The organism is Paenibacillus aceti (genome assembly GCF_003614185.1).
GTDB lineage: Bacteria > Bacillota > Bacilli > Paenibacillales > Paenibacillaceae > Fontibacillus > Fontibacillus aceti.
Genome location: NZ_KZ987724.1, coordinates 5,056,677 through 5,079,079 on the forward strand (window position 1 = coordinate 5,056,677; position 22,403 = coordinate 5,079,079).

General features: G+C 49.3%; 22 protein-coding genes. 16 read left to right on the forward strand and 6 right to left on the reverse strand.

The window, feature by feature from the left end; all coding sequences use genetic code 11:
* Positions 1-97: 97 nt before the first annotated feature.
* The 6 genes from BFJ94_RS22640 to BFJ94_RS22660 all read left to right on the forward strand — a co-directional run bounded on the left by BFJ94_RS22640 (position 98) and on the right by BFJ94_RS22660 (position 5,394).
* A complete protein-coding gene (locus BFJ94_RS22640; RefSeq protein ID WP_162944378.1) occupies positions 98-1,117 on the forward strand; it encodes a YiiG family protein in 1,020 nt (339 codons plus the stop codon).
* 4 nt (positions 1,118-1,121) lie between these two features.
* On the forward strand, positions 1,122-1,340 hold the full coding sequence (locus BFJ94_RS25495) for a hypothetical protein (RefSeq protein WP_162944379.1): 219 nt from the start codon (positions 1,122-1,124) through the stop codon (positions 1,338-1,340).
* Positions 1,318-1,722, forward strand: a complete 405-nt coding sequence (locus tag BFJ94_RS22645; RefSeq protein WP_120464671.1) for a DUF3829 domain-containing protein — start codon at positions 1,318-1,320, stop codon at positions 1,720-1,722. Before BFJ94_RS25495 ends, BFJ94_RS22645 begins: the two co-directional genes overlap by 23 nt.
* 145 nt (positions 1,723-1,867) lie before the next feature.
* Complete coding sequence (locus BFJ94_RS22650) at positions 1,868-3,544, forward strand: DUF4091 domain-containing protein (RefSeq protein ID WP_120464672.1); 1,677 nt, start codon at positions 1,868-1,870, stop codon at positions 3,542-3,544.
* Between the two features lie 23 nt (positions 3,545-3,567).
* Positions 3,568-4,056: a low molecular weight protein-tyrosine-phosphatase gene (locus BFJ94_RS22655; RefSeq protein WP_438803690.1), complete on the forward strand. Its 489-nt coding sequence runs from the start codon at positions 3,568-3,570 to the stop codon at positions 4,054-4,056.
* Positions 4,057-4,203: 147 nt separating this feature from the next.
* The gene (locus BFJ94_RS22660; protein ID WP_120464674.1) at positions 4,204-5,394 is read left to right on the forward strand and encodes a phosphodiester glycosidase family protein; all 1,191 of its coding nucleotides are present in this window, start codon (positions 4,204-4,206) and stop codon (positions 5,392-5,394) included.
* Between the two features lie 76 nt (positions 5,395-5,470).
* On the opposite strand, the gene BFJ94_RS22665 is transcribed toward BFJ94_RS22660, so the two are convergent.
* Positions 5,471-6,331, reverse strand: coding sequence for a DegV family protein (locus BFJ94_RS22665; RefSeq protein ID WP_120464675.1), 861 nt, complete (start codon positions 6,329-6,331; stop codon positions 5,471-5,473).
* Between the two features lie 122 nt (positions 6,332-6,453).
* Positions 6,454-7,359 (reverse strand): helix-turn-helix transcriptional regulator, encoded by a 906-nt coding sequence (locus BFJ94_RS22670; RefSeq protein WP_120464676.1) that lies wholly within the window; start codon positions 7,357-7,359, stop codon positions 6,454-6,456.
* Between the two features lie 163 nt (positions 7,360-7,522).
* On the opposite strand from BFJ94_RS22670, the gene BFJ94_RS22675 reads away from it, so the two are divergent.
* The 5 genes from BFJ94_RS22675 (at position 7,523) to yfcE (ending at position 13,847) form a co-directional block, all read left to right on the forward strand.
* Entirely contained in the window at positions 7,523-8,920 is a 1,398-nt protein-coding gene (locus BFJ94_RS22675; RefSeq protein WP_229716993.1) for an MATE family efflux transporter, read from the forward strand.
* A gap of 569 nt (positions 8,921-9,489) precedes the next feature.
* Positions 9,490-10,242 (forward strand): DeoR/GlpR family DNA-binding transcription regulator, encoded by a 753-nt coding sequence (locus tag BFJ94_RS22680; RefSeq protein ID WP_120464677.1) that lies wholly within the window; start codon positions 9,490-9,492, stop codon positions 10,240-10,242.
* The gene (gene pfkB, locus BFJ94_RS22685; protein WP_120464678.1) at positions 10,239-11,150 is read left to right on the forward strand and encodes a 1-phosphofructokinase; all 912 of its coding nucleotides are present in this window, start codon (positions 10,239-10,241) and stop codon (positions 11,148-11,150) included. Before BFJ94_RS22680 ends, pfkB begins: the two co-directional genes overlap by 4 nt.
* A 45-nt stretch (positions 11,151-11,195) precedes the next feature.
* Positions 11,196-13,142, forward strand: coding sequence for a PTS fructose transporter subunit IIABC (locus BFJ94_RS22690; RefSeq protein WP_120464679.1), 1,947 nt, complete (start codon positions 11,196-11,198; stop codon positions 13,140-13,142).
* Positions 13,143-13,301: 159 nt separating this feature from the next.
* A complete protein-coding gene (gene yfcE / locus BFJ94_RS22695) occupies positions 13,302-13,847 on the forward strand; it encodes a phosphodiesterase (protein WP_120464680.1) in 546 nt (181 codons plus the stop codon).
* 58 nt (positions 13,848-13,905) lie between these two features.
* On the opposite strand, the gene BFJ94_RS22700 is transcribed toward yfcE, so the two are convergent.
* Complete coding sequence (locus tag BFJ94_RS22700) at positions 13,906-14,673, reverse strand: DeoR/GlpR family DNA-binding transcription regulator (RefSeq protein ID WP_120464681.1); 768 nt, start codon at positions 14,671-14,673, stop codon at positions 13,906-13,908.
* A 274-nt stretch (positions 14,674-14,947) separates the two neighbouring features.
* On the opposite strand from BFJ94_RS22700, the gene rhaD reads away from it, so the two are divergent.
* Complete coding sequence (gene rhaD / locus BFJ94_RS22705; RefSeq protein WP_120464682.1) at positions 14,948-15,769, forward strand: rhamnulose-1-phosphate aldolase; 822 nt, start codon at positions 14,948-14,950, stop codon at positions 15,767-15,769.
* Positions 15,770-16,028: 259 nt separating this feature from the next.
* Here rhaD and BFJ94_RS22710 read toward each other — a convergent pair whose 3' ends face one another.
* Both BFJ94_RS22710 and BFJ94_RS22715 read right to left on the reverse strand, forming a co-directional pair.
* Entirely contained in the window at positions 16,029-17,900 is a 1,872-nt protein-coding gene (locus tag BFJ94_RS22710; protein WP_120464683.1) for an LTA synthase family protein, read from the reverse strand.
* A 282-nt stretch (positions 17,901-18,182) separates the two neighbouring features.
* Positions 18,183-18,662: a free L-methionine (R)-S-oxide reductase MsrC gene (locus BFJ94_RS22715; protein ID WP_120464684.1), complete on the reverse strand. Its 480-nt coding sequence runs from the start codon at positions 18,660-18,662 to the stop codon at positions 18,183-18,185.
* Between the two features lie 183 nt (positions 18,663-18,845).
* On the opposite strand from BFJ94_RS22715, the gene BFJ94_RS22720 reads away from it, so the two are divergent.
* From BFJ94_RS22720 to BFJ94_RS25500, 4 genes are all read left to right on the forward strand, one after another.
* The gene (locus tag BFJ94_RS22720; RefSeq protein ID WP_120464685.1) at positions 18,846-19,421 is read left to right on the forward strand and encodes a GNAT family N-acetyltransferase; all 576 of its coding nucleotides are present in this window, start codon (positions 18,846-18,848) and stop codon (positions 19,419-19,421) included.
* An 89-nt stretch (positions 19,422-19,510) separates the two neighbouring features.
* Positions 19,511-20,986 (forward strand): MDR family MFS transporter, encoded by a 1,476-nt coding sequence (locus BFJ94_RS22725; RefSeq protein WP_120465374.1) that lies wholly within the window; start codon positions 19,511-19,513, stop codon positions 20,984-20,986.
* Between the two features lie 51 nt (positions 20,987-21,037).
* Positions 21,038-21,382, forward strand: a complete 345-nt coding sequence (locus BFJ94_RS22730) for a hypothetical protein (protein WP_120464686.1) — start codon at positions 21,038-21,040, stop codon at positions 21,380-21,382.
* A gap of 20 nt (positions 21,383-21,402) precedes the next feature.
* Positions 21,403-21,573 carry a hypothetical protein gene (locus BFJ94_RS25500; RefSeq protein ID WP_162944380.1) on the forward strand — a complete coding sequence of 57 codons (171 nt, stop codon included), beginning with the start codon at positions 21,403-21,405 and terminating at the stop codon, positions 21,571-21,573.
* Between the two features lie 76 nt (positions 21,574-21,649).
* Here BFJ94_RS25500 and BFJ94_RS22735 read toward each other — a convergent pair whose 3' ends face one another.
* Positions 21,650-22,117: a MarR family winged helix-turn-helix transcriptional regulator gene (locus BFJ94_RS22735; RefSeq protein ID WP_120464687.1), complete on the reverse strand. Its 468-nt coding sequence runs from the start codon at positions 22,115-22,117 to the stop codon at positions 21,650-21,652.
* Between the last annotated feature and the right edge of the window lie 286 nt (positions 22,118-22,403).

Genomic DNA, 22,403 nt, shown 5'->3' on the forward strand with positions numbered 1-22,403 from the left:
GAAAAAGAAGCGTCAATTTCATCATGCAGCATGCAGGGAGCAAGGGCGAATCATCGGTGAAATTGGCCTGGAATTTATTCAAAAGGGAGAGGAAGCAATGAAGAAAGTTGTAAGTAGTTTTCTGTGTATTATCCTGATCGCCATAGCGACAACGGCATGCAGCCTGCCGACAGCGGAAGATCTTAAGGGGTCTACCGGTGCAAGCCAAGCGAATGAGCAGCAGAATACGAACAAGTATAATGCATACATCGAACTGGCCAACCAGATCAACGGTGGGATGTATGGCAGTGTGTTCAACAATTATGTGAGCAAGTTCGGCGTGGAAGAGGAAATTTACATTGATGACAAATTTGACGGGTTCGGTACAACGCCGTTCATTCCAAGTATACTCGAGCATGTCGAGGGAATAGCGAAATATGCCTCGGCTGAGCCTTCTTATGGCGCGACGGATGAGAGAATACAAGAGTTAATCCCGATTATCACTGATTTGATGAAGACGAATAATGAAATTGAAAGCTACTATACCGCGAAAACCTATGTCGATGACCATTTTGAAAAAGGACGCGAACTACATAAGCGCTTTATCTCGCTGTTTGAGAAATACATAGAGGTAGGGATGCAATTTAACGAAGATTTCTCAGAGATCACGTGGGAGCGTAAATATGCGGATGCAGAGCAGTTGAAGGAAGGAGATATGCTGATACGCTACTATGCGTTGAGAAGCGTATTGGGAGCGCAGGAGATTCAGGAGGCGTTCTACTATAGCGGGGTCGGCGACGATAATATTCTGGACTTCGATGTTAAGAAATATGAAGAGCTGTATCAAACGTTATCCGAGGATATTGAGCATTATTTTGAACACGCCAAGGATGGGGAGCGTAGGAAGAAAGAAGCGTGGCCAGGACTGGCCATCTTCAAGACAAGTCTGGAGGGCGCAAAGGTGACGGCCACCGATATACTCACTATTTTGCGGGAACAGAATCCAGACATCAACAGCGAGACCAAAGGCAAAGTGACGACGGGCGGACGTAATGCGATTCTGACAGATTTCGACCGTAAGGTCTCCTTCCTCGTGGATGCATACAATACGAGCATTAATGTAACGGTAGCGGAATAATCCGATGAGAAGCGTGAGAGTAAGATGGGACATTGTCATATTACTATGCCTCCTGGCTGTACTGCTCTCATCCTGCCAGTTGCCACAGAAACTGGCGAAGCTTGCCCGGCCGGTAAGAACAATAACTGAGTCGTCAATCGCCACACCGGAACCTTCCGGAATGGAAGCGACGATGAAGAAATTTCAAGGCTCGGGATCAGATGATCCGATTCCATGCGCTTAGAGCGATAATGGCTGCCGAAGCGATGGAGGAAGAACTGATCCGGCAGGATGTGACGTTGGAGACATTGAACGAGCTTGATGTCGCGTCCTACCGCGTTATGTACGATCAGCTTACCAAGGAAGTAGCTGAGTATATTGCTGTAGCTGACGACCCGACGCGGGTAGAGGGGGAAGAACTGGGTAGCTATAATTTGTATGGCAACATGCTGAAGCAGAAGATTATGCTGGTGAAGGCCTCTGCCACCGATTTGCTGCAGCGAGTGGAGCAATCGCGGACGTTCAATGAGTACAACAAGGACGGTACGCCTAAGGATTATAAGCAGAAGCTGCAAGAGGCAGTCTTGGAGTATTATGCGTTTGTGACGGGCTCTGATCCCGGGTAAAGCTTGATTATCCATAGGAAGATTGAGGATTGAATAATCGCTTACATTTCTGTGTAAAACGTTTACAAGGCTCGGACCTCCGAGTAAGATTAGTGGTGACTGTAGATTTGCAAAATATTAATTTACTGGAGGCTATCCGAATATCATGAACCTCAAGGTCAAGAAACTATCTTCTCTGGAAAAATTATTCCTTCATGAAGAACCGGTTGAAGCTTGTAGTCTGGTCGAGTCTGTGCTGCGTGGTGAGAAATATTCTTTCCAGATTGCCTATTACATAGATCCGGAGGAGGTCGCCGTTGCCCAGTATCTTCGAGTTGAAGCATCTGCTGCTCCTGGTATGAAGGTGAAGCTTAGCTCTGTGGGAGTCGTGCCATCTGAGATGCCGACGTATCCGAAGACGGATGATGACTATTTGACGAAGCGGCCGGGATTATTCCCCGATCCGCTGCTAGAGCTGGTAGACGGTAATATCAAGCTGCTGCCGGGACAATGGCGCAGTATCTGGGTGGAGGCCGAGTTCGCGGAGGAGGCCAGGATTCAGGATGGAACGGTGACGATCCGTTTCCTTCATGAGGATGGGATGGAGTTAGCCGAGGTTCATCATGAGATTCATTTGATCGATCGTGTGCTTCCGAAGCAGACGCTGATCCATACAGGCTGGTTCCATTATGATTGTCTGAGCACGCACTATGGAGTTGAGCCCTTGAGCGAGCAGCACTGGACGCTGATCGAGCGCTATATGAAGATGGCAACAGAGTATGGCATGAATATGATCTTGACGCCGCTGTTCACGCCGCCACTGGATACGAAGATAGGTGGCGATAGACCGACGGTTCAGCTTGTTCAGGTAAGTGTGGATGATGAGGGGCGCTATTCCTTTGATTTTCAGAGATTGAGAAGATTTGTTGATATGGCCTTGCGGGTTGGCATGGAATATTTCGAGATGTCTCATTTATTTACACAATGGGGAGCGACGGCGGCTCCGAAGATCATGGCCGAGGTTGCCGGGGAAGAGAAGGCCATCTTCGGCTGGGAGACCGATGCCAGCGGGGAAGAATACCGCAAGTTTCTGGATACACTGCTGCCACAGCTAACCTCTGCTCTTGAAGAGTGGGGGATTAAGGAACGTTGTTATTTCCATATATCAGATGAACCGAATCTGGAGCAATTGGATAGCTATCGGCGAGCTTGCGAGATTATGAAGCCGCATTTACAGGGCTACAAGATGCTGGACGCACTCTCTGATTATGAATTCTATGAGAGTGGCCTGATTAAGAATCCGATTCCGTCCAATGATCATATCGAGCCATTCCTTGCGGCCAAGGTACCGAATCTGTGGACTTATTATTGCTGTGCCCAGCATATTAAGGTGAGCAACCGCTTCATGTCGATGCCGAGCCGACGCAATCGAATTATTGCCACCCAGCTCTATAAATATGATATCGCTGGCTTCCTGCATTGGGGATACAACTTCTGGTATACCCAGTTCTCGATTCAAGCGATCGACCCATATGCCGTAACCGATGCCGGCTGCGCGTTCCCTTCCGGTGATGCCTTCCTGGTGTATCCGGGACGGGATGGCAGCCCGGTAGCTTCGATCCGGCTGGAAGTGTTCCGCGAAGCGCTGTATGATCTGCGGGCGATGAAGCTGCTGGAGAGCCTGACCTCCAAGGAGTTCGTGATGAGCATTATTGAAGAGGGGACCGACGAGCCGATCACTTTCTCCGAATATCCGCGTAATGAGCAATACATCGTCGATATGCGCAACCGGATTAATCGCGAAATTGAGGAGAGACTTGGCACGGCGGCTTCAATCATGTAGTATCGGGTTGAGGTGAGAATTTGGTGGAGAGTAAACAGAGAATAGGAGTTCTATTCGTGTGTCTTGGCAACATATGTCGTTCGCCAATGGCAGAAGCCGTATTTCGGCATATGGTTGCAGCGGAGGGATTAACCGATCGCTTCCTGATCGACTCTGCGGGCACAGGCGACTGGCATATCGGCAAGCCGCCGCATCATGGAACGAGAGCAATCCTCGACCAGTACGGCATTTCTTATGAAGGGTTGAAGGCCAGACAGGTCGCGGCTGAGGATTTCGCTAGCTTCGATTATATTGTCGCGATGGATGTCCAGAATGAGAAGAATCTGCAGCGGCTGGCGCAGAGCACGAAGGCGCAAATCATTAAGCTGCTCGATCTGGTCCCGGATACCATGGATACAGAAGTACCTGATCCTTATTACACAGGTAACTTCGAGGAAGTGTATGAGCTGATTGGCAAGGGCTGCCGCGCTTTGCTGAAGCATATTCGCCAGGAAGCCAAACTGAATCATTAGGCTTGATCTTAGTCGCCCCCATCCTTAGGTGTGAAGCCGCCGGATGGGGGCGTATTGCATTTTGGCGTTTTCACGTTATTGAAACTTTATCTGACTCTTAACCGTTAACTTGATATCAGATAAATTTGAATAGTTAGGAGACATGTTATGAATCCGGAATCATCCTTGCCTAGCCGTTCCTCGGTCAGGAGGGGAGAGACAGGGAAGAAGCGGAAAAGCTCGCCAGCGCGTAAACCTTCCAAGAAGAAGCCGAAGCGCAAGAGATCAGGATTCTTCCGGACGGTTGCCAGACTGCTTATGGTCATGATTGTGCTGGCCGGGTTGTGCGAGATATGGATGTTTTTTACCCCTTCAGGCAATAGAGTGCTCTATTTGATGGCAGATACATTGATTACAACCCAGCATCGGCACTGGGCGAAATATTTGATCGGACAAGCTGAGCTAGATCGAAGAGTTGCTGCGTATCAGAGGCAGTTCGAGGAAATGGGTGAAGAGAAGGATACGCATACGATCACGCTTCCGCCTGAGACCGGGGATGCAGATGCAGCAGAGCAGGAAGAGGAGAAGCCCAAGCCGTTGATTGAGATCGAGCAGATCTCAGGTAAAGGGTATCGCGGTTATGTGCTCACGGTAAATGATCCGACGAAGATTAGACTCGGTGTCCCAGGCAAGCGCGGCAAGGGCGAGAAGGTGTCGAGCATGGTAGCGAGAACTGGAGCGGTCGCGGGTGTTAACGGAGGAGGCTTCGCTGATCCGAACTGGAAAGGGAACGGTTTCAAGCCGATCGGCGTTGTCATCTCGCAAGGGAAGCTCTATTACAACGGGATCGGTTCCAAGAAGTCGACGCAGATCGTAGGGATCGATAAACAGGGGAAGATGATCGCCGGGAAGTATACGCTGAATGAACTGAAAGAGCTGGGCATTCAGGAGGCGGTTACGTTCCAGCCGCGGATGATCGTGAACGGCAAGGGGCAAATCAAGAGCCAGAAGGAAGGCTGGGGCATCGCGCCGCGGTCGGCGATGGGACAGCGGGAGGACGGTGCGATTCTGTTCGTCATCATCGATGGACGGCAGCCTGGCTATAGTACCGGCGCAAGCCTCTATGATGTTCAGCAGGTGATGCTAGAGCATGGCGCTGTGATTGCGGCGAATCTGGATGGAGGCTCCTCGACGGTGCTCGTTACCGAGGGTGGGGAGATCGTCAACAAGCCTTCGTCCGAGTATGGTGAGCGTTATTTGCCAACCGCGTTCCTTGTGTTCGAGCATCCGGAGCAGGCGGATATCCCGAATATTTGGGAGGGCTTGCGTCCAGAGGATATCGATCCGGGCAAGAAATAATAGGAATGGCCATTATCTGAGCGATGCCGCTTAGACGATGGCCATTTCATATTTTCAAAATGGGGTTATATATGATTTAATAGGATAGTTGTTTATTTCTATACATGATCGCGACGGTACGCGGCCCGCAATGGCAGGAGATAGCGCAGCCGCCTTCAATAATAGCTACTTCCTTCACATCTGTGCGCTCCAGCAGCGCGGTTTTGATATATTCCGCAGTCTTGTTCGCCAGCGTCTGGGCGACGATGATCAGATCCCGGTCGATCTTGTAGAAATTGTCTGTGATGCGCTGCAGCATGCGCTCCACGGCTTTTTCTGTTTTGCCGCGATATTTGTCCGCAGAGATGACCACACCTTCTTTAATGCGCAGGATAGGGCGGATCTTGAGCAGACTGCCGATCATATGCTGCACATTAGAGACACGGCCGCCTTTATGCAAGTAATCGAGCGTATCCACGAGCACCTCGATTTGCACATGGTCACGATCCTGATGAAGCATCGAGACGATGTCCTCTGCACTCTTGCCGGCTTGGGCCGCCAGGGCCGCTTTTATAACGAGCAGGGCAATGCCTCCTGACACATTCAGTGAATCAACGACATATACGCTGTCTTCAGGCAATTCATCTGCGGCGATCATCGCACTCTGATACGTCGAAGAGAGCTTGGATGACATACTGATAAATACGATCTTGCTTCCTTGTTCGATCCAGGGGGAGAAGGCCGAGATGAAATCCGCTGGCGATGGTGCAGATGTGTGCGGTAATTCTCCGCTCTCCTCGACTCTGCGATAAATGTCGTCTGTAGTGATTTCCAGCCTGTCTTTGTAGGCAGTCTTACCAAACACTACATACAGCGGTACGATCCCGATGTCATACTGTTCTATCCAGGCTTGCGGGATATCGGAGATACTGTCCGCGAAAATTTTCACTTGTGTCAATGCATTTCCTCCAGTATAGATTAATTTAGTCTGTTACTTGCATTATAGAGGAGACGCTTCACATAAAGCAAAAAAAGATGTTAACAAACCGTTGGTAAATGCTGCTTCAGTGACAGAAATGTTCAAGATTCCCGATTCCAGGCGAAAAGCTGGCGGAATTTACGGGGGGACAGGCCTTCATGCTTGGTGAAGCAGGCGGTGAAATAGGCGGCATGATTAAAGCCCACTTCCTCAGCGATTCGCTCTACCGGCATGTCAGTCTGGATGAGCAGTAGCTTGGAGTGTTCGATCCTGATCAGCAGCATATACGCAGCGGGCGAGCAGCCGAATACCTTCTGCATGCATCTGGCGATGTACACCGGATGGAAATTGATGCTCTCGCCCAGCTTCTTGGCCGAGAAGGCCTCGCGATAATGCTCCCGCAAATAAGCCGCTGCCTTCTCGGCGCATACAGAGCCAGGGGAGGGAGTGGTAGTCTCCAGCGATGAGGCCAGCAGGCTGATTACCTCCTGGAACAAGGCCTGCTGCTTCAGCCTGACGCTGCTATGATGGGAATTCCGGTTCATGTCTGTTAATTCATCAATGGTATCGATTACCTTCTGCGGCTGCGGCAGCTTGATGAATTGGGGCAGAGCCAATGTGAACGGCGATGTTTCAAAAGGATGCAGGGGTGTATAGGCTGTGTCCTCCTTTTCCAGAGCTGCCCGCTGCTTATAATATTCCTGTTCCTCGATAACGCGCCAATCCCCGAGGATCTGGAAATGCAGCCAGTGATGCACTGTCTCCTCAGTGCAGCTGGAGTAGCCGTAATGATTGCAATCGGGACGGAGAATCAGGGCATGCCCAGCGGAAATCTCGTAATCCTGCCCTTCTTCGTTGACATAGAGGCAGCCCTGGGAGATGACGAGCAGATCGAATACGCCGATATTTTTACGGCTGAGATGCTTGCCTCCAGGTGATACATGCATAGAACCGCTTAGCATGTAATGCGGTAGTGGGGGGACGGTAACTTCAATAATGTGAGACATATTCTTACCTCCGTGTTCATTGAATAAAGGTTTGAATTTTGAAGGATTGGGTTGTTTCTTTGATACATTATTTTTAATAATGCATCTATAATGTGATTCATGTCAATAAGTTTGATAAGAGGAGGTGCGCAGCGCCGTCTCTGTTTTTCAGGAGGTTGTAATAATGATGAAATCTAAAGGCAACAAGAGTAATAAATTTAACCTCTGGCTGCTCGCATGGCCTATATTTATTGAACAGTTTCTGCAATTTCTACTCGGTTCCGTCGATACATTGATGGTAAGCCGGATATCTGATAATGCGGTCGCTGTCGTCGGTTTCTCGAACCAGCTGTTCAATGCGCTGACGACCTTGTTCGCCACGGTAGCCAGCGGAGCGGGGATCGTGATCGCCCAGAAGATCGGCTCGCGCCAGGAAGAGGATGCCCGGACGGTCGGGATTATCTCCTTCAATGTGACCGCCGCTATCGGGCTGGTGCTAAGCGTATTGCTGATCGCTTTTCCACATCCGATCGCCAAGATGCTGCAGCTGCCGGATGAGCTGCTGCCGTTGGCGGATGTGTACATCCCCATCGTCGGCGGGGGGATGATTCTGATCGCGGCGATCGCGGTACTCGGTACGGCGATACGCAACACGGGCAACACCAAGGGGCCGATGCTGATTGCTGTCGGCATGAATGTGATTCATATCGTGATGAATTACGGCTTTATTTTTGGCGCATACGGATTTCCGCAATTAGGGTTGACAGGTGTCGCCATCTCTACGGTGACCAGCCGGTTGATCGCTACTATTGTCTTGTTCGTTCTATTCCTCAGTACGTTCCAGCGCAAGATCAAGCTAAGCGATTTCCGCATCTTCGACCGCAGGTTGTTCAAGGAGGTGCTGGAGATCGGCTGGCCGCTCGGGGTTAATTCGGCGAACTGGGTATTCTCGCAATTGGCGATTTTCTCATTCCTGGCGATGCTCGGTTCGAAGGAGCTGGCGGCAAGAACATATATGAACACCTTGGAGTCATTCTGCTTCTTGCTCGGCTTCTCGCTGGCTCTGGCTGCGCAGATTCAGATCGCTCATTTATACGGGGCGGGCAAGACCCGGGAGGCCTATCGCTCTGCATATAAGGCGCTGGCTGTCGGGCTACCGCTGGTAGCTGTAAATGCGTCGATCCTCGTGATTTTCGGCAAAAATGTCCTGAGCCTGTTCACGCAAGACGCCGATATTCTGACCTTATGTGTCACCTTATTATGGATGAATCTTATGCTCCAGCCCGGCAAAATGGTCAATATGGCGCTCGGCAACTCACTCAACGCCATCGGCGATACCCGTTATACGATGAAGATCTCTCTGATCTTCATGTGGGTCGTAGCGACAGGCTGCTCCTACGTGCTGGGAGTTACGCTAGGCTGGGGGATTATCGCCATCTATTCCTGTATGATTGCCGATGAGTATATCCGTGGGGTACTCTCTTATGTTCGGTGGAGAGGACGCAAGTATTTGCGGATGAAAGAGGACGAGATGCAGAAGGAGCAGGAGCAATGTGCAGCTGAGGTAAGCTTGGCGCTGTAATCGTCCTGGAACCTAAGAAGAAAGCGGCGTGCAATAACGTGTGAAATATAGGTTGAGTAATTCTTAAAACCCTTGGGACCCTGTCTTTGTAGACTAGGGTTCTCTTTTTTTGTATGTATGTTGCGCGGAATCGGGCCTCTCTTCGTACCTCTCTCTGGGAAAAGCCTGCAAAAACGCAGGAATTTCGCCAACGTATCGCCCTGAGCGGGTAAATTCCTGCGATAATGCAGGTATTTCCTCCACGCCGCCCTGATTTCAGAGAAAAAGAGGAAAAAGCCTGCATTTTTGCAGGAATTTCCTAGTCACAGTTGGTTTTCGGACTAAAAGCCTGCATATTTGCAGCTTTGAACTTTACGTGGTATCCGGGGGGATAGTTTGATCGTGTTCGTGGTGGTAAGGCGGGCATAGTTCGAGCGCGGTCGTGTAAGATTAGGGGGATAGTGTGAGTTTCGTGCGGTGGATCGTAAAGTTAAGTTCTACCGCGATGAATGATTGTGAATGAATTTGAAAGAAAATGATTGATTTATGGGTGGCGTATTGTTATTATAAGATCAGATGGAGGGATGGATATGCTGACAGAGGAACGATATAAATTAATATTAGAGCGCTTGCAGAGCCACGGGGTTGTGAAGCTGCAGGAGCTGGTCGAGGCTATCGGAGCTTCGGAATCGACGATCCGCCGGGATTTGGTCGATCTTGAGAGCCGCCATCTGTTGAAGCGAGTCCACGGCGGAGCCAGCTTGTTGAATCAGCGGAGCCAGGAGCCAGGGATGGATGAGAAAACGCTCAAAAACATTCAGGAAAAGGATATCATCGCTCGCCTCGCGGCTCGGGAGATTCGGGATAATGAATGTATTTATTTGGATGCGGGCACTACTACTCTAGCGATGATTTCATATATTGAGGCGGATAATGTGACTGTTGTTACGAATGGACTGTCCCATGTCGAAGCTTTGGTTCACCAGAAAATCCGCAGCTATTTGCTCGGAGGGATGATGAAGATTCATACGAAGGCTGTCATCGGCAGCATCGCACTGCAGAACATGGAGAATTTTCGCTTCGATAAATGCTTCCTCGGCACGAATGGTGTTGACCCGGAGATGGGTTACACGACCCCGGACCCGGAAGAAGCGCTCATCAAGCGGCGAGCTCATCAATTATCAGCTCAAACCTATGTTCTGGCCGATTCGAGCAAGCTCGGAGAGGTAACCTTTGCCAAGCTGCTGGATCTAAACGAAGCGATCCTAATTACGGACAGCGTCTCGCCCCATCTGCGGAAGGACATCGCTCATAAAACAAAAATAATCGAGGGATCATCATGATATATACAATTACGCTTAATCCGTCTGTCGACTACATCGTAGAGGTTGAGCAGCTTAACATCGGCGGTCTTAGCCGGATGAAGCGGGATTTGAAGCTCCCAGGGGGCAAAGGCATCAATGTGTCGCGCGTATTGAACCAGCTTGGCGCGGAGAATACGGCGCTCGGCTTCCTCGGAGGCTTCACGGGCCGCTATGTGAAGGACAAACTGCAGGAAGAACAGCTGGTAACCGACTTCGTCACCATCGCGAGCGACACGCGGATCAATATCAAGCTTAAGCATGGGGAGGAGACGGAGATTAACGGCCTTGGCCCAGATATCAGCGAAGCGGAGGCCGAGCAATTATTACAGAAGCTATCTGGCTTGCGGGAGCAGGACATCGTGATTTTGTCGGGCAGTGTTCCGCCATCGCTGGGCGAGGATTTCTATGAACGGCTGATCCAGGTCATTAAGCAGAGGGGCGCCGAATTCGTGATTGATACGACCGGTGAAGCGCTACGTCAGGCGCTCAAGCATCGGCCATTGCTAGTGAAACCCAATCATCACGAACTCGCCGAATTGTATGACGCGCAGCTAAATACTATTGAAGATGTGGCGGTGTACGGGCGCAAGCTGCTGAAGGCTGGAGCCACAAATGTACTCGTCTCCATGGCTGCTGAAGGGGCGCTGCTGATTACCGACTCCGCCGTGTATCATGCGAAGGTGCCGGCAGGCCAAGTCAAGAACTCGGTAGGCGCAGGTGACTCAATGATTGCAGGCTTCGTGGGTACATTGGTGCAAACTGGCGATCCTCTTGCGGCTTTCCGTACCGGGGTTGCCGCCGGTAGTGCTACCGCATTTACGGATGATCTGGCGACCAAGGAGCAAATCGAGGCGCTACTTCCGAAGGTCGTTATTTCTAGACAATAAGAGACTGGCTGGCGTAGGCAAATCAAAACTAAAGGGGTGTTAACCATGAGAATCACCGAATTATTGATCAAAGAGACGATGATTATGGACCTACAGGCGCAGACGAAGGAGGCGGCGATCGATGAATTGATCGCCAGCCTGCATCGGCATGGTCGTATCTCGGACCCGGTTTTGTTCAAGGAGAAAATTCTGAAGCGTGAAGCAGAGGCGAGCACGGGGATCGGCGGAGGGATTGCTATGCCCCATGCGAAGACTAATGTGGTTAATGAAGCGACCGTAGTGTTTGCTAAGAGCTCCAAGGGTGTAGAATTTGATTCTATCGATGGGGAGCCAGCCAGAATCTTCTTCATGATCGCGGTTCCTGAGGGGGCTGGCAATATGCATCTTCGAACGCTCGCCACGCTGTCCAAGCTGTTAATTGATAGTGAATTCATCGAGCAGCTAATGAACACTAGAACACCAGAGGAAGTGACGGCGCTGTTCGATGCCAGACAGGCAGATGGTGAGGAGCAGGGCGAAGGCAGAGAGACGAATCGAGAGTCCGTTCCGGAGGTTCAGGAGTCGCAACTGAATTTGAAGGAGGTCACCTCCAGCGGCACGGATTCCGAAGCTCTGGTCGTAGCTGTAACCGCTTGCCCGACCGGGATCGCCCACACGTATATGGCGGAAGATGCGCTCAAGAAGATGGCTAAGCAGATGGGCGTAGCTATTCGGGTGGAGACGAACGGCTCGGAAGGAGCCAGGAACGTATTGACCGCGGATGAAATCCGCCAGGCCAGCGGGGTGATTATCGCCGCCGGTAAAAATGTCGACATGGCCAGATTTGATGGCAAGCCGGTGCTGCAACGTCCGGTCAGCGACGGAATTCGCAAGCCTAAAGAGCTGATCGAGAAGGCGCTTCAGGGTGATGCTCCGATCTATCATCATAGCGGAGGCAGAGGGGCGGAAGAATCGGAGAAGGAAGAGAAGGGAAGCATCGGCAGCAAAATCTACAAGGATTTGATGAACGGTATCTCGCATATGCTACCGTTTGTTGTAGGCGGCGGGATTCTGATCGCCATCTCTTTCTTGTTCGAGCAAGTGGGCGGTGCCGATCATCCGCTGTTCAAGCTGCTGATGACGATCGGCGGAGACGGCGCCTTCCACTTCCTGATACCGATTCTGGCGGGCTTCATCGCCATGAGCATCGGAGACCGTCCCGCGCTCATGCCGGGGATGGTGGGCGGCTTGATGGCGGTGAATTCGAACGCAGGCTTCCTGGGCGGCTTAGCGGCCGGTTTCATGGCCGGTTATATCGTGATCGGACTGCGGAAGCTGTTCGCCGGATTGCCCAAATCGCTGGAAGGGCTTAAGCCAATCCTGCTCTATCCGGTATTCGGGCTGTTGATCGCCGGCTCGATCATGTATTATATCGTCGATCCGATCTTCGGCTCGATTAATACATGGCTCGTCACCGGGCTGAACAATCTCGGCACTGTCAATGCGGTCCTGCTTGGCCTTGTCCTTGGTGGCATGATGGCGATCGATATGGGCGGTCCGTTCAACAAAGCCGCGTATACCTTCGCCATTGGAGTGTTCGCAACCAGTGGCAATACGAATGGAACGATGATGGCAGCAGTCATGGCCGGAGGTATGGTTCCTCCGTTGGCGATCGCCTTGGCCAGCACCTTCTTCAAGCGTAAATTTACAGAGGAGGAGCGGAAATCCGGTCTGACCAACTATGTGCTCGGCTTATCCTTTATTACCGAAGGAGCGATTCCGTTTGCAGCGGCTGATCCGCTCCGCGTCCTTACCTCCTGCATCCTCGGTTCGGCAGTGGCCGGCGGACTTACACAGTTATGGAATATTAATATCCCGGCTCCGCATGGCGGAATATTCGTCGCCGCTCTGGCCAATCACGCGCTATTGTTCTTGCTCGCAGTGGCGATAGGATCTGTGATCTCAGGCCTGGTGCTCGGTATTTGGAAGAGACCGCTGAAAGTGAGGGCGTAGGCTCGCACGCAGGTGTTTAGCAATTTTACAAAAAAGCCGTTTGCGCAGCAGATTCCGTTTGCTGTGCGGGCGGCTTTTGTGCATAATGAGGTCGATCTGATCGGATTCAATATGTTACATTTAGAAATACTAGCTTTATGTAAAAGGAGAAGATAAGTCATGAAACTGATGTTTATTTCCGATATTCACGGGTCTGCGCACTGGCTGGAGCAAGCGCTGGAGAAGGTGAAGCAGGAGGCACCCGATCAGATCGTCATGCTGGGTGACTTCATGTATCATGGGCCGCGAAACCCGCTGCCTGAAGGCTATAATCCGGCGTTGGTGGCTGAGATGCTGAATCAGCATAAACAGCATATCGTGGCGGTGCGCGGCAACTGTGACGCAGAGGTTGACCAAATGCTGCTTGAATTTCCGATGATGGCAGATTATACGCTTATCCTGAATGAGGGACGACGGATATATGTGACGCATGGGCACGGATTTAATATGGAGCAATTACCGCCGCTTCTGGAGAATGATATTTTCATTCAAGGACACACCCATGTACCTGTAGCAGAGATAAGAGAAGGCATTTACGTGCTGAACCCTGGCTCGATCTCCCTCCCGAAAGAGAACTATCCGAATTCTTATGGTATCCTCGACAGCGAGGGCTTTGTGGTGAAGGATTTTGAGGGTGGGATCGTCAAGTCGGTGTCTTTTGCATAATGGATAATTAAAATAAATCAGGCCCTGTTTTGCGCAGGTAGCCTGATTTTTATATAGGTTAGGATTCCGGATACAACAGTGTTATGTGCTGGTTCTCCAGGAAGGAGATCCAGTCGTCGGATGGTTTCTGATCGGTAATGATATAGCTAATCTGCTTGAGATCCAGCATTTTAACGAAGCCGACTTGATCGAATTTGCTAGAATCACTGAGCAGGATCGTGCGCGAGGCCTGCTGGCTCATAAATTGCTTCAATTCACTCTCAGGTTCATTGGAATCGGTGATGCCACTGCTCATAGATAACCCTTTACAGCTGAAAAGAGCAGCATCAACATTATAATTCTGAATCGTCTGCCTGGCTGCGGGGCCGGTGAGTGAGCTTGCCTTCGGGCGAAGGGCTCCGCCTGTAGAGATAATCGTATGGCTAGTCTGATTGAGCTCGTTAAGCACAATGACAGAATTCGTAATCACAGTCAGGTTCTGGCGCTCCGTATCCAACAGCTTCAAAGCCTCAAATACAGTTGAGCTTGAATCCGTCATCAGTGTATCTCCGTTATTAATCAGCGGAAGCAGTAGACGCGCTATGGTTCTCTTCTCTTCAATATTCCGCGTGTTCCTGGTCTGATAAGGCAAGTCGTCATTGGCATGAGCGTTGAGAACGGCTCCTCCATAATTTCTGGTGACGATGCCCTCTTGCTCCAGCTTCTCTAAATCCCGGCGAATCGTCTCCTCGGTTACTTCAAAGCTGGCAGCCAGCTGGGAGACAAGCACTTTCTTTTGTCTATGTAATTCTTGAATGATTCGCTCTTTACGCTCAAAAGCTTTCATTTAACCCCGCCTTTCCCAAATCAATTTCACGATCGATTCTTTACTTCAAACCCTATTGTACCTAAATTTCATTAAAAGTAAAAAAGAAACTACATAAAATCAAAATAAAATCTGTTTTTATATTTGCTTCAAAAGTATAATAAGTAGATTATAAAACAAAACGGAAATAAAACAACATTATATCTTTAAAGTTCTTTGTTTATATGTTATTATTATGTTGGAAACAAAGAAAATGAAGTGAAATATATTAAAGTACAAAGGGTAGGGTGAGAGTATGTATCAAGATATACTGACAGCACCATTCTTACGTGAAATGTGCGAAACTACAGCCAATTTGTATCGTCTGGGCTGGGATGAGCGCAATGGGGGAAATATTAGCTATTTAATCGATGAAGAGGAAGTAAGCAAATATCTGGATATTACGCATGTAGAGCGGACTGTTCCGATGAGCTTTGATGCTGCGGAGCTAGCCGGGAAATATTTTATTGTCACGGGATCGGGAAAATACTTCAAGAATGTGATCGCGAATCCGAGCGTGAATCTAGGGGTGCTTCGAATCGGCAAGGATGGACGCAGCTATGAGATTCTGTGGGGATTCGAAGGGGGCGGAGTGCCTACTAGCGAGCTGCCTACGCATCTGATGAATCATATGCAGCGTTTGAAGGTGGATGCTAATCACCGGGTCATTATGCATTGCCATGCGACGCATCTCATCGGTATGACGTTCACGCATCATCTGGATGAAATTGAATTTACGAAGACATTGTGGGAAATGTGTACGGAATGTCTGGTCGTATTTCCAGAAGGAGTGGGCATTATTCCATGGATGGTTCCGGGCACGGATGCGATTGGCGAAGCAACTGCTGAGAGAATGAAGGATGTGCGTATCGTGATGTGGCCGCATCATGGGGTGTTCGGCGCAGGTACGACGATGGATGAAACCTTCGGTCTGATCGAGACCGCAGAGAAGGCGGCCCAGGTCTATACCATCGTATGTGCCCAAGGCGGGAAGAAGCAGACGATCTCGGATCGGCAGCTGCTTGATCTGGCAGAGTCATTTGGCGTAACGCCGCGACCAGGGGTATTGCAGGCATAATATTCTAAGGAAACTGCAGAACGCTATTTGCTCCAAAATAAGGCCTGTTGGAGTCTAACGAAACATCATATCGCTATTGAGCCAAATCGAGCCTAAAAGCTACTTTTCCGGCGAAATAACGTGACCCTGTTTCATTAGAATCCCCAGAGGCCCTTTTTGGCACAAATAGCGTTACTTCGTTTTGTTACAATCTCACCAATATAAAAAAGGGGCGTCTCCAAGTCGATTATCGACTTAGGAGACTGCCCCTTGTTCGGTTCTACTCTTCGTCCTGCTGGCGGTCCGGCAGCTGCTGAACATAGCTGTCGGACAAGCGAAGCAGTTCGAGCGCCCGGTTATATTCATCCTCAGTCGTGAGCGCCTGGCTCACACTGTCCTTCGCTAGCGGGAACTGGGTGCCATCATCATACCAGGTTCCCGGCATGAACACCGCTTTATCATTGATGAATGAGCCGGATGGCAGATAATAGCGCTGCGGCAATAAGTTATAGCTATGGTTCAGAATATCCTGACCGAAATGAATTTGATCGTCCATGGACACGCCGAACAGATTAGCGATCGTTGGCAGCAGGTCAACCTGTCCGCCTACATTCTCATATACCTTCGGCTCTGTCTGTCCCGGAATCGAGATCACAAGTGGGATGTTAAGCATGTCACGATAGCTGTACTCCCGACCATAAATCTCGCTCATCAATTCCAGCCCATGCTTATCCAGCGAGAATTTCGGCAATCCCAGATGGTCGCCATAAATTACGACGAGACTGTTATCCCAAATTCCACGCTGCTTCAGATCATCAATGAACTGTCCCAACGCATAGTCGGCGTAATTTTGCGAACGAAGATAATCACCAACCATGTTGTTCTGGTAACGCTCCGGCAGTGTAATTCGATCCAGCTCATGCGGGATTGTAAACGGATGGTGCGCCGTCATAGAGATAACCTGCGAGTAGAACGGAGCTCCATTTGCTTGCATCTTGCTCAGTTCCTCGGCGGTCTTCTTATACAACACTTCATCTGACGGACCGAAGAACACCGTGTCCTCCTGACCGAAGAATTCCTGGTCATAATAGCGATCCCAGCCGAGCGCCTTATATAATTCGCCGCGATTCCAGAAATCTACCATATTGGTGTGAAAGGTAGCGGTATCGTAGCCCTGTGCTTTCAATAGCTTAGGCAGACTCGGCAGCTCCTTGTTCGGATAATTCTGCGTCGCTGCTTCATTATAAGGAATGTAGAAGGAGGTATTGACGACAAACTCCGCATCCGACGTATTGCCTTGCCCTACCATTTGATAGAAATGATTGAAATAGAGATTATCCTTCACTAGTGAATTCATCACCGGAGTAATCTCCTGGCCATCGATCTTCAGATCGATGAGGAAGCTCTGGAAGGATTCCAGCTGAATAATGATCAGATTTTTGCCTTTGGCTGCGCCGTAGAGCTGCGGGTTATCCTGCTTGTTGATCCCTTTTAGCTCGTCGATCTTGGCTTGGGTAATTTCATCCTTATCGATGAGCTCTTCGTCTTTATTTGATAGAATCGTATAGGTCTCATAGCTAAGAATCCCCATTTGCTCCGCTTGCTTGATCTCATTCATACTCGCCCGGTTCGGCCAAATATTGAAAATACAAAGCGCGAACGAAATGCCGAGTACAACACCTACAAAGCCTTTGCTGATTTTGTTTAAATTAAACCATTGCTTGAACTTCTCCGCCCTCTTCTTCCTCGACAGCCAGAAGCCAATCACAACGATATCAAGGAAGATCAACAGATAATAGGGGGCGAGCAAGGAGAACACACTGTTCTTGACCGCTGTGACCTGGTTAACCTGTTGCAGCGCATGATAGGTTACGATGACTCCATAATACTTATGATACATAATAGCGGCGAAGAAGACGGCCGTTACAATCAGATTGACCGACAGGTAGATTCCGATCTTCCGCTTGGAGGCGAATACCTCAATCAGGCAGAACAGAACCAGAATAAATGGCAGCTCTTTAATTAACGGTCCCCAGACTGGCATATCCTCGAATATCGTGATCCAGGCCAGGTAACTTTTTAAGATCATGATAACTGTAAAAAATGCGAACGGCTTGAGATTTCCAGGCCGGACTCGTTGAATCGCTGACATGGTTGCGACCCTTCCTTTCATAAGTAATCCGAGTAAGCGGCAACTATGAACACTTTAAATATAATACCCGAAAAAATGAGAAGAAGGAAACTGATCATTTTCTCTTATTTAACAGGAAATGGCATAAAAAGGAGTGAAACCGCTTCTCTACTTCATTTTTTGCTTTAATTTGGCATTTTACAGACTCTTTACAAACCTATGATGCCAGATCAGCCTTCTGAAAGCAGTGGAATTGTTCACTATAGCCATTGAATCCTTCATCAAGCGTGAGGCTATATAAGGCTATAACTGTTCGCTTAACACTTGTACGAACTGTTCGAGGAAAGCTTGATCCAGCTCATCAAACCGGTCCTTCAACGGACTATCGATATCGAGCACACCGATTAATTCATCATTCTTGACGACGGGGATCACGATTTCACTGTTCGTCGCCGCATCGCAGGCGATATGACCAGGGAAGGCATGGACATCGCTCACCCTTACAGATTTGCGCTCGCTAGCGCTTGTTCCGCATACGCCTCTGCCGAGCGGGATGCGGATGCAGGCTGGCAGTCCCTGGAACGGGCCCAGGACGAGCTCGCTGCCGTCAAATAAATAGAACCCGACCCAATTGATATCCGTCAGGTAGAAATTCAAGAGAGCAGCAGCGTTCGCCAGATTGGCAATTTTGCTCGGCTCCTCGTAGATGAGAGCTTTCAATTGTAATATTACTTCTCGATGCTGCTCTTCACGGGAACCCGTGTAGCTGACTGTATGGAACATGCATCCATCTCCTTTTTTATCTATTACGCCCTATTATAGCTTGATTACCTTACTGTTTAAAGGCGCGCGACTAGGTTGATAGTGGTAATGAGGGCTGGCGGCGGATGATTCATTTTGACTCCTGCTTCGGTTCGTGTTTATATAAAATCAGCTGATTATTGCGCAAGGGAAGGAGATAATGATTTGTACAGATGCGGTGGAAAGATTCCGGTACTGGAAGGTGAAAGGGTACGGCTAAGAAGAATGGAGCAGGCTGACGCTGCGGATTTGTTCCATTACTGGAGTGATCCGAAGGTCGTTATATATATGAATGTGCCTGTATTCTCGTCTGTGGAAGAGACGGCGGAAATGATCGATTTCCTCAATGGCTTGTCCGAAACTGAGGATAGTATGCGCTGGGGGATCGAGCTTAAGCAGGAGCGGCGTCTTATAGGAAGCTGCGGCTTCAATACTTGGGAGCTGTCGGGGGCCTACCGTGGGGAGATCGGCTATGATTTGGGACGAGCATACTGGCGTCAGGGTTATATGACCGAGGCGCTTAGATTGCTGCTGAACCATGGCTTCCTGACGATGGGATTGAACCGGATCGAGGCGTTGGTGGACCCTCGGAATGAGGGCTCACAGAAGATTCTGGAGTATTTCACTTTCCAGAATGAAGGGTGCTTGCGGGAATATCAGAGGACCGGAGAGGGCTTCGTCGATCTCTATTTATATTCTTTATTGCGCAGGGAATATGAAGCAGTGGGAAAGTATTTGTGAATCAGCTAAGAGGAGCAGGAGAGATTCTATATTAATGAAATGATTCTTGTCTAGACAGAGAGAAAGGAAGTAAATTTGTGAGTGCAGTCATACAACGTAAATATATACTAACTGGATTGCTATTATCTACATTTCTGGCAGCGATTGAAGGGACGGTTATCGGTCCTGCAGGGCCCAGAATCGTAGGAGATATCGGCGGCGTGGAGCTGTTGAGTTGGGTATTCACCGCTTATCTGCTAACCATGTCAGTAGCAACCCCTATTTTCGGAAAAATCAGCGATTTATACGGACGCAAGCTCGTCTTCATTATCGGATCGCTTCTATTTCTGGCAGGTTCTATGTTATCCGGCTTTGCTTCAGGTATGGAGCAGCTTATTATTTTCCGGGCTATTCAAGGGATTGGCGCTGGGGGCTTGCTTCCCGTTACTTTTACCATCATCGGCGATATTTATTCCATTGAGGAACGTGCCAAGGTACAAGGCTTGATCAGCTCGGTCTGGGGCATTTCGTCGCTCGTCGGGCCGCTGCTCGGTGGATATGTCGTGGATTCATTGAACTGGCGCTGGATCTTTTATTTCAATTTGCCCTTCGGGCTGTTTTCTTTATGGATGATCATCCGCTATTTCAAGGAAGAGGTCGAGAAGCGGGATGTGAAGATCGACTACGCTGGGGCGATCACCTTTACGATCGGGGTGGCTGCGCTGTTGTTCGGTCTCGCGACGGGCGGTCAGCAGTGGGCCTGGAACTCGCCGTTTCTGCTCGGTATTTTTGCCGTATCGGGCATTTCACTTATCCTATTCTTCATCGTGGAACGTAAGGTTGAAGAACCGCTGCTTCCACTCAAATTATTCAAGATTAAAGATATCGCCTACTCTAACCTGGCGAGTGTGCTGGCAAGTGCGCTATTGATCGGTCTGACTTCGTATCTGCCGCTCTATGTACAAGGCGTATTAGGCAAAAATGCAACCATCTCCGGACTTATACTTGCGCCGATGTCGATCGGCTGGATGCTGGGATCGGTGCTGGGCAGCCGCTGGTTGATCAGCAGAGGGGGACGGAATACTTCACTAATCGGGATGTTGATTATCGCTGCAGGTGCTATTGGCCTGTCCCTGGTTCACGCAGGAACGCCCATATTCATGATGCTGATATTCAATGCTTTGTATGGGATTGGTTTCGGATTTTCCTTCACGGTGTTCACCATAATTGCGCAATCTTCTGTGGGCTATAGCTTACGGGGCGCGTCTACCGCGCTGAACTCCTTCGTGAAATCGATCGGTCAGACGATCGGCGTTGCCGTTTTCGGTGTGCTGATCAATTTGCAGATCGCTGCCCGTACAGCCAAAGGCACCTCCTCAGGGGTTGAAGTGACACAGGATGATATTAACAACTTGCTCTCGCCTGAGAAGGTTCATCTTCTGCCACAGGACTTGTGGAGCGAGCTGAAGCATGTGCTGGGCGATAGTCTACATATTCTGTTTATCGTTATGGCCGTGATCTCGGTCATCGGCGTCTTCTCTGTATTGGGACTTCGCAATCAGGCACCAGGAGTTGAAGAGGAATAAAATATCGCTTTTCTCCACACCTTATAAAATAAGTTCTGGGAGGTGTGTTGGATGCAAGAAGAGTTAAATATAGATCAGAACACATTGGTTCAAGCCTGGCAGCAGCAGCTTCCGCAATTTCTGGAGCCGGGAGACTCAGCCCAGGTGCTCGCTGATGAGAATGATCCGCAGGGGATCAGAGTTAGCATTAATGCGGCGGGTCGCCAGTTCTATTCCTTTGATTTTTATTGTACTTATATGGACCCCCGGGAAGTCAAGGTTGAACTGGTCGATCTGGAGCGGGACGGGGAGACGGTTAATGAGCAGAATGATCGTCTTCAGGAGTTGACTGGCGATTATGTGCGCCATCTTCATGAGTGTGCCCAGTCTCTGCACCGGATTACCAACCCATCTTGACGAAAGCGAGGGCAAAAGTCATGACCAAAGCAAAAGGCGTGGATAAAAATCTTGGCAATGTGGTCGATCAACTGGAACAATCGGCGGTAACTAGTCACAGCGCGCAGCAGATGCGGCAAAAGGCGAATGATCGCCGCCATCGGGATGTGAACCATCACCATAAAGAGACGGATATGGACCCGTCACATTAATGAGGAAAATACAAAGGAGGCCGTCCTCAGTCGGACAGCCTCCTTTTGTGTGCCAAGTTTGTGAAATGGGTAACAACTATTTACGCGCCAATGGTGCTAATTTCTCTGCTTCGCGCCCCATTTTCTTGAGCAATTCAATCATGGTCTGCTTCTCATCTTCATTCAACCCGCTTAACGCATGGTCGATTCGATCAGAGTAGTCAGGGTACAACCGATCCATCAGCTCTTTACCCAGAGGGGTCAATTCGGCAAAGATCACGCGACGATCTCGTGGGCAAGGGCTGCGGTGCAAATATCCGGCAGATTCCAGTTTGTCGATTACGTAAGTAACATTGCCGCTTTGCAGCAATAGCTTCGCGCCAATTTGTTGGATTGGTTGCGGGCCTTTGTAATAGAGGACTTCCATAACAGCGAAGGCCGTAGGGTTAAAGCCCTGAATTTTGCTTCCTGTTACGGCATGCTCGTTGACGCTCTTGAAGGATTTTGAAAATACGCGATAAAGATGCAGTGACAAATCGGTCCCGCGTTCCTCAGTTTTCAACATGTATCATCCCGCCTTGTTCTATTATTTTAATGTGCTATAAATTGTTTGGAATAATGTTATCTTAGATCATGCACATATTAAAAAAAATATAATTTATCACAATTTTCGGTATTTATTTTTAAAGATTGTGTCATTGCGAGTATCATAAGATACAGTAATAATAAGGGAGGATAATAAATATGTTGGGTTTTTTGTGATATTCATTTGCCTTTTTTTTCAATTTATGTTTTTGTTTAGAAGTGATGATAAAATTAAAGATTTACTATTAATGTTGAGTTATTTATTT

Excerpts from the sequence above, each read along its gene's own strand:
- BFJ94_RS22640 (WP_162944378.1), top strand. The coding sequence starts at position 98 with ATGAAGAAAGTTGTAAGTAGTTTTCTGTGTATTATCCTGATCGCCATA.
- BFJ94_RS25495 (WP_162944379.1), top strand. The coding sequence starts at position 1,122 with ATGAGAAGCGTGAGAGTAAGATGGGACATTGTCATATTACTATGCCTC.
- BFJ94_RS22645 (WP_120464671.1), top strand. The coding sequence starts at position 1,318 with ATGATCCGATTCCATGCGCTTAGAGCGATAATGGCTGCCGAAGCGATG.
- BFJ94_RS22650 (WP_120464672.1), top strand. The coding sequence starts at position 1,868 with ATGAACCTCAAGGTCAAGAAACTATCTTCTCTGGAAAAATTATTCCTT.
- BFJ94_RS22660 (WP_120464674.1), top strand. The coding sequence starts at position 4,204 with ATGAATCCGGAATCATCCTTGCCTAGCCGTTCCTCGGTCAGGAGGGGA.
- BFJ94_RS22670 (WP_120464676.1), bottom strand. The coding sequence starts at position 7,359 with ATGTCTCACATTATTGAAGTTACCGTCCCCCCACTACCGCATTACATG.
- BFJ94_RS22675 (WP_229716993.1), top strand. The coding sequence starts at position 7,523 with ATGATGAAATCTAAAGGCAACAAGAGTAATAAATTTAACCTCTGGCTG.
- BFJ94_RS22680 (WP_120464677.1), top strand. The coding sequence starts at position 9,490 with ATGCTGACAGAGGAACGATATAAATTAATATTAGAGCGCTTGCAGAGC.
- pfkB (WP_120464678.1), top strand. The coding sequence starts at position 10,239 with ATGATATATACAATTACGCTTAATCCGTCTGTCGACTACATCGTAGAG.
- BFJ94_RS22690 (WP_120464679.1), top strand. The coding sequence starts at position 11,196 with ATGAGAATCACCGAATTATTGATCAAAGAGACGATGATTATGGACCTA.
- yfcE (WP_120464680.1), top strand. The coding sequence starts at position 13,302 with ATGAAACTGATGTTTATTTCCGATATTCACGGGTCTGCGCACTGGCTG.
- BFJ94_RS22700 (WP_120464681.1), bottom strand. The coding sequence starts at position 14,673 with ATGAAAGCTTTTGAGCGTAAAGAGCGAATCATTCAAGAATTACATAGA.
- rhaD (WP_120464682.1), top strand. The coding sequence starts at position 14,948 with ATGTATCAAGATATACTGACAGCACCATTCTTACGTGAAATGTGCGAA.
- BFJ94_RS22710 (WP_120464683.1), bottom strand. The coding sequence starts at position 17,900 with ATGTCAGCGATTCAACGAGTCCGGCCTGGAAATCTCAAGCCGTTCGCA.
- BFJ94_RS22715 (WP_120464684.1), bottom strand. The coding sequence starts at position 18,662 with ATGTTCCATACAGTCAGCTACACGGGTTCCCGTGAAGAGCAGCATCGA.
- BFJ94_RS22730 (WP_120464686.1), top strand. The coding sequence starts at position 21,038 with ATGCAAGAAGAGTTAAATATAGATCAGAACACATTGGTTCAAGCCTGG.
- BFJ94_RS25500 (WP_162944380.1), top strand. The coding sequence starts at position 21,403 with ATGACCAAAGCAAAAGGCGTGGATAAAAATCTTGGCAATGTGGTCGAT.
- BFJ94_RS22735 (WP_120464687.1), bottom strand. The coding sequence starts at position 22,117 with ATGTTGAAAACTGAGGAACGCGGGACCGATTTGTCACTGCATCTTTAT.